A 6,183-nucleotide genomic window follows, 5' to 3' on the forward strand; every position below is an offset into this window, starting at 1 on the left:
ATGGCCTCAGCCCGCGGCTCCGCCCTCGCCCGCGAGTGCGAACAGGCCGTCGGAGGTCTGCTCGATCAGCCCGTCGACGAGTAGCGAATCCAGTGCGCGGTCGCGCTGCCCCGGGTCGCGCGTCCAGGCCAGATCGAGGCGAACCCGCTCCACCGGACCACTGGCATCGCGCAGGACGTCCAGCAGTCGCCCGCGGGCCTGGCGGTCGGTGCCCTCGTACTTCTGGACGCGGCGCACCACCTCGGAGGCGGGTCGGCCCGCGCTCACCCAGGCGCAGCGCGGCAGCGGGCAGCGGTCGCAGCCGGGGGTGCGTGCGGTGCAGACCGTTGCGCCGAGCTCCATGAGGGCGGCGGAGAACACCGCGGCGCGGTCGGTCCGCGCGGGCAGCAGCGCCTCGGTCTCGGGCAGATCGCGAGAGGACGGATTGCCCGCCTCGGCGCGTCCGTGTACGGCGCGCGCCACCACGCGGCGAACATTGGTGTCGACCACCGGAACTCGCTGTCCGTAGGCGAAGCAGGCGACCGCGCGGGCGGTATAGGCGCCGATGCCGGGCAGCCCGAGCAGCACGTCGACCTCGGTGGGCACCTCGTCGCCGTGCTCGGCGGCCAGCACCCGCGCGCATTCGTGCAGCCGCAGCGCGCGGCGCGGATAGCCGAGTTTGCCCCAAGCTCGCAGCACCTCGGCCTGCGAGGAGGCGGCCATCGCCGACGGCACCGGCCAGCGCGCAACCCATTCCCGCCAGATCGGTTCGACCCGCACCACCGGTGTCTGCTGGAGCATGATTTCGCTCATCAGAATCTGCCACGCGGTGACCCCCGCGTGGCGCCACGGCAGATCACGCGCGGTGTCGGCATACCAGCTCAGCAACGCCTCGGCATCGATCGCGTCGGTGCTCGTCCCGCGCCGCTCGGAGCGCTTATTCCTTGTGCTGGCCTGCATCGTCCTCACCGTTCCTGCTGTGCCACGGCAAGTCGATATTTGCCGATCCGTAACGAACCAGACTCGCTGGTAGCAAAACCCTTGTGCACAATGGACGGTATGCCCGATTCCAACCCGATCAGCGCCTGGAAATCTCTTCGCGAGGGCAATGAGCGCTTTGTCCACGGCACGCTGCTGCATCCTAGTCAAGGTGCCGCGGACCGGGCCAAACTCGTGAGCGGCCAGCACCCCTCGGCAATCCTGTTCGGTTGCGGCGACTCCCGCGTGGCCGCCGAATTGATCTTCGATCAGGGCCTCGGCGATATGTTCGTGGTGCGTACCGCGGGCCACGTGGTCGACAGTTCGGTACTCGGTTCGATCGAGTACGGCGTGCAGGTGCTGAACGTACCGCTGATCGTGGTGCTCGGGCACGACAGCTGCGGTGCCGTGAAGGCCACCATCGACGCACTGGACGGCGGTGAGGTGCCCGGCGGGTTCATCCGCAGTGTCGTCGAGCGGGTCACGCCCTCCATCCTGATCGGCCGCCGCGAGGGCCTGTCGACCGTCGACGAGATGGAGGCGAGGCATGTGGTGGAGACCAGCAGGCTGCTCATGCAGCGGTCGATGATCATCTCCCAGCGGGTGGCGACCGGCGAATGCGCCATCGCCTGCGTCACTTACAAGCTGGCCGACGGCCAAGTGAAGCTTCAGCGTGTCGTCGGCAATATCGGCGAAGTGGTCTGAGCCAATAGCTTTCCCAGCGTGCCGATGGCAATTCGGTGGGCACGAGCGCTGCTCGCTGCCCGACACGCCGAGGTCCTGAGTCACGTTACCCGTTTGTGCCCTTAACGTTGAGGCGTGCTGGAACCGACTGGACCGCTGCCACCGGAGATCTACTGGCGTCGTCGTGTTTTCGCCATCGGAGCTCTGGTCGTGGCGCTTGCGCTGGTGATCTGGCTGGTGGTGATGGTCGTGCGCGGCGGCAATTCCCCCGGCGACACCAAGGTCGCGGCCGGTTCCACCTCGTCGGTCAAGAAGTCCGGTGACAAGCCGTCGCCCACCTCGGAGGCGGCGAAGGCATCGGGTGGCGTCGCGGCAAACGGAAGCGTCGCGGCGACCAGTAGCGCCGCGGCAAACGGTAGCGCCGCGGCCTCCGCGAGTGCCGCGCCGGTCGCGCAGCCGCAGTGCCCGGATCAGTCGCTCGCCGTGAAGGTGACCGTGGAGCAGCCGACCTACAAGGCGGGCGAGCAGCCGGTTTTCGGGATCGTGATCACCAATATCTCGTCGGTGGCCTGCTCCCGAGATGTCGGCTCCGGACTCCAGCAGATCTCGGTGTTTTCGCTCGACGGACAGCGCAGGCTGTGGTCGAGCACCGACTGCTACCCGGACGGCCAGCCCGATATGCGCACCCTCAACCGCGGCGAGCAGGCCGCCTTCCAGGTCACCTGGTCCGGCTCCACCTCGCAACCCAGCTGTGCGGGTGAGCGCGTTCCGGTGCCAGCGGGCGCGTATTCCGTTGTCGCGCAGCTCGGTTCGGTACGCAGCGCGGCCGAGCCGTTCAATATCGCCTGATCGGTTCGGCCGGTTCCGGCGGTTCAGGCGGTTCAGTCGGTTCAGGCGGTTCAGGCGGTTCAGTCGTAGGGGGTGTCGATCCCGGCTTCGGCCAAGCGCGACAACCCTTCCCGGATCTGCCGCGCCCGTGGCACCCCGATGCCGTCCACCGACTGCAAATCGGTCGTGGTGGCGGCGAGTAGTCCCTGCAATGTGCCGAATGAGCCGACCAACGATTCGATCTGCGCGAAATGCAGCCGCGGGATCCGGGTGAGCACCCGGTAGCCGCGCGGGCGCATCGGCGCGTCCAGCGCCTCGATGGTGGTCGGATAGCCGAGCGGGCCCGCGAGATTGGTGAGATCCAGGAGCTCGGAGTCGGAAAGCGCGTCCAGATGCTCCATGGCCCGATCGACGGCACGCGCCGCGGGCTCGCCGCGCAGATAATCGCGCACCAGCAGTTCGCGCAACCACGCACTGTCACCGACCAGCTCCTCCAACTGGAGGGCGAGCTGACGTCCGTCGGTGCCGAGTTCGAGCACGTCCCGGTCGATCTCCTCGGCGATGCGCCGCACCATTTCCACCCGCTGCGCGACCGTGAGTGCGTCGCGTAGGGTGACGAAGTCCTCGACCTCGCCGTTGGACAGCTGCCTGCAGACCGCGTCCAGCCGGAACTTGTAGCGTTCCAGGGTGCCCAGCGCCTGATCGGCCCGCGCCAGGATGGCCGCGGAAGGCTGGATCAGATGTCGCGCACCGGCCACGTAGACCGTCACGAGGCTCATCGATTGGCTCACCGACACCACGGGGAATCCGGTCTGCGTGGCGGTTCGTTCGGCCGCTTTGTGCCGGGTGCCCGATTCCACCGACGGCAGGGCCGGATCCGGCACCAGATGCACATTGGCCCGCAGAATCCGGGTGCCGTCGCTGGACAGCACCACCGCGCCGTCCATCTTGGAGAGCTCGCGCAGCCGGGTGGGCGCGAATTCCACATCGAGTTCGAAGCCGCCGTCGCAGATGCGTTCGACGGTGTCGTCGTGGCCGAGCACGATCAGTCCGCCGGTGCGCCCGCGCAGAATGCGTTCGAGACCGTCGCGTAGTTCGGTGCCCGGGGCCAGCCTGGTGATGGTGTCGCGCAGGCGCGCGTCGGTGGTCGGCTGTGCCGCCGCACCGTCGGGCGGCGCGGGACGGCCGAGCAGATAGCCGGCCCACCGACCCGCTATCACTCGTTCACGCTCCGTAGCTTGCGTAAGCCGCTGATTTTGATGGCCGATCGCAGATCGGTCACCTCGTGGATCCTCATGCCCCCGCCTTTCATTCGCTCCAACCCCGGCGGCACCACGGCGTTGGTGAAACCGAGCCGTTCGGCCTCGGCCAGCCTGCGCGACAACCCGGTCACCTTGCGCACCTCGCCCGCCAATCCGACCTCGCCGAGGATCACCCACCCCGCGGGCAGCGCGGTATCGGATTCGGCGCTGGCGATCGCCAGTGCGATGGCCAGATCAGCGGCAGGCTCCACCAGCCGCATCCCGCCCACAGTCGCAGCGTAGACGTCGTGCTTGCCGAGGAAGACCCGCCCGCGGCTCTGTAGTACCGCGAGCACCATGGCGACGCGGTTGTAGTCCAGCCCGCTCACCGCTCGCCGCGGCGCGGGGATCTCGGTCTTCACCGTGAGGCCCTGGACCTCGCCGACCAGCGGACGCTTACCGTCCATCGCGACGGTGACCGCGGTGCCGGGCACCGAATCCGTGCGGTGGTGCAGGAACAGCCCCGACGGATCGTCCACCCCGGCGATGCCGTCCTCGTGCAGTTCGAAACAGCCGACCTCGTCGGCGCTGCCGAAGCGGTTCTTGATGCCGCGCACCATGCGCAGCGTGGAGTTCTTATCGCCCTCGAACTGCAACACCACGTCGACCAGATGCTCCAGCGTGCGCGGGCCCGCGACGTTGCCGTCCTTGGTGACGTGTCCAACCAGCAGCACCGCGATGCCGCTGGCCTTGGCCAGCGAGGTCAACGCGGCGGTTACCGCGCGCACCTGGGTCACGCCGCCGATAACGCCGTCTACCTCGGGCGCCAGGATGGTCTGTACCGAGTCGACCACAAGCAACGTCGGGCGCACCTGTTCGACATGTCCGAGCAGAATCGACAGATCGGACTCCGCGGCCAGATACACCCGCTCGTGCACCGCGCCGGTGCGGTCGGCGCGCAGCCGGACCTGCCCCGCCGACTCCTCGGCCGTGACATACAACGATTTCTCGTCGCGCTGGGCGGCCCAGCGGTAGGCCACCTCGAGCAGCAGGGTCGACTTCCCGACCCCGGGCTCGCCGGAGAGCAGCACCACCGAACCGGGAACAACGCCGCCGCCGAGTACCCGGTCCAGCTCCGACACGCCGGTTGCCCTGGCCTGGGTGACCTGTGAGTTGATGGTGGAGATCGGGGCGGCCGCGGTGCTGGGCAGCATGGCGCGGCGCGCGGGGACGCCCGCGGGGGTGGCCGCGAGGACGACCTCGTCGACGGTGCCCCACGCCCCGCAGGCGGGACATTTGCCCACCCACTTGGCGACCTCGTGCGAGCAGGCGGAACACCGGAAGATCGGCTTCGTCTTTGCCACAGGCGCACCTTACGTACGGGGTCCGACACCGACTCCATGTATGACAAAGGCTGCCGCACCGGGTGCGACAGCCTCTATCACCCCGCGATCACGCGGGATGGGTGACTCAGTGTCCGCCCTCGGACGCGTGCCCGCCTTCGGACCCGTGTCCGCCCTCGGCCGCCGGGCCGGACTTATCCGACTCGTGGCGCTCGGTCGTGATGCCCGCGTCGACCGGGACCTCGACCTTGACGGGCCCGTTGCGTTCGAAATTGAACAGAATGCTGTAGGTGAGGCCCGGGGTGATGTCGCGGGTCAGGCCGCTGATCTCGATCGTCGCCGGGTTGGCTTCCGGATCGGCCGGCTTCTGGCCCGCGGGCTGTGAGCCGTGCGAGTCGGTGTCGTGCGCGTCCGGCTTGGCCGCGGGCTTGGCGGCGCCCGCGACGACGGTCTGCTGCGGGGCGATCACGACGGCAGACTTGCCGGTGGCCGGGGTGATCTTCACCGGGCCGAGCTCGGTGGTCACGCTGACGAGCTTGTCGTCCTTGGACTCGCTGTTGTTGATCATGGACAGCGCGATCAGCGCCTTGCCGCCCTTGACGTTGGTGTAGCCCTCGCCGGGGTAGACGATGTGGATATTGCGCAGGGCGATCTTCTCGGCATCGGCGCTATTGCCGTTGACGGCGGCGACCTGGTCCGCGGTCTGTGAGACCTGACCCGCGCTACAACCGGAGATCGCGATCGCCGCGCCCGCGGCGAGTGCGGCAACCGTCACCATGCGACGTCGCGTCCGCGCCCCCGAAGAGGCGGTCACAGCATTCAGGGCAGTCACGGGTTGTCCTCCATGTCGACCGGGTCTCGCTCCGCTACAGAGAGTAGTAACTAGGCAGCGTAGTAGTTAGCCCGGAGTCTAACCGCACCGCTGTGTCTGATTTGCAGCACCTGCGGCTGTGTTGTTGGCCGCGCGGGCGCGGCGTGTTCGCGGCCCTTGATGTCTCGCTGCCGAGCGGCCGAGACTTGCGACTGCGTCGCGTGCGCTTCGGCCGCTCGGCAGCGAGACGGCCGCGAACGGTCGCTCGTAAGACTCGCTCCGTGCGGGGCTGGGTTGGGAGCGGACGGTTGAACGGTGG

Annotated in this window: 6 protein-coding genes; 2 read left to right on the forward strand and 4 right to left on the reverse strand. The window is 68.4% G+C overall.

Translation table 11 applies throughout. The annotated features are described in order from the left end of the window. Window positions 1-6 precede the first annotated feature (6 nt). Window positions 7-939 carry an A/G-specific adenine glycosylase gene (locus AB0H61_RS31935; protein ID WP_357311456.1) on the reverse strand — a complete coding sequence of 311 codons (933 nt, stop codon included), beginning with the start codon at window positions 937-939 and terminating at the stop codon, window positions 7-9. A 99-nt stretch (window positions 940-1,038) separates the two neighbouring features. On the opposite strand from AB0H61_RS31935, the gene AB0H61_RS31940 reads away from it, so the two are divergent. Beyond that, the gene (locus tag AB0H61_RS31940; RefSeq protein WP_357311457.1) at window positions 1,039-1,662 is read left to right on the forward strand and encodes a carbonic anhydrase; all 624 of its coding nucleotides are present in this window, start codon (window positions 1,039-1,041) and stop codon (window positions 1,660-1,662) included. 114 nt (window positions 1,663-1,776) lie between these two features. Continuing rightward, on the forward strand, window positions 1,777-2,490 hold the full coding sequence (locus AB0H61_RS31945) for a hypothetical protein (RefSeq protein WP_357311458.1): 714 nt from the start codon (window positions 1,777-1,779) through the stop codon (window positions 2,488-2,490). A gap of 59 nt (window positions 2,491-2,549) precedes the next feature. Here the strand turns inward: AB0H61_RS31945 and disA are convergent, their stop codons facing one another. The 3 genes from disA to AB0H61_RS31960 form a co-directional block, all read right to left on the reverse strand. Next, window positions 2,550-3,602 carry a DNA integrity scanning diadenylate cyclase DisA gene (gene disA / locus AB0H61_RS31950; protein ID WP_357311519.1) on the reverse strand — a complete coding sequence of 351 codons (1,053 nt, stop codon included), beginning with the start codon at window positions 3,600-3,602 and terminating at the stop codon, window positions 2,550-2,552. Between the two features lie 83 nt (window positions 3,603-3,685). Beyond that, window positions 3,686-5,074, reverse strand: coding sequence for a DNA repair protein RadA (gene radA, locus AB0H61_RS31955; RefSeq protein WP_357311459.1), 1,389 nt, complete (start codon window positions 5,072-5,074; stop codon window positions 3,686-3,688). A gap of 106 nt (window positions 5,075-5,180) precedes the next feature. Beyond that, window positions 5,181-5,885 carry a hypothetical protein gene (locus tag AB0H61_RS31960; RefSeq protein WP_357311460.1) on the reverse strand — a complete coding sequence of 235 codons (705 nt, stop codon included), beginning with the start codon at window positions 5,883-5,885 and terminating at the stop codon, window positions 5,181-5,183. Window positions 5,886-6,183 lie beyond the last annotated feature (298 nt).

This window comes from Nocardia sp. NPDC050710, assembly GCF_040654375.1.
Taxonomy (GTDB): domain Bacteria; phylum Actinomycetota; class Actinomycetes; order Mycobacteriales; family Mycobacteriaceae; genus Nocardia.

What these genes read in the sequence shown, in the direction of transcription:
- AB0H61_RS31940 (WP_357311457.1), top strand. Translation starts at nt 1,039, where the DNA reads ATGCCCGATTCCAACCCGATCAGCGCCTGGAAATCTCTTCGCGAGGGC.
- AB0H61_RS31935 (WP_357311456.1), bottom strand. Translation starts at nt 939, where the DNA reads ATGCAGGCCAGCACAAGGAATAAGCGCTCCGAGCGGCGCGGGACGAGC.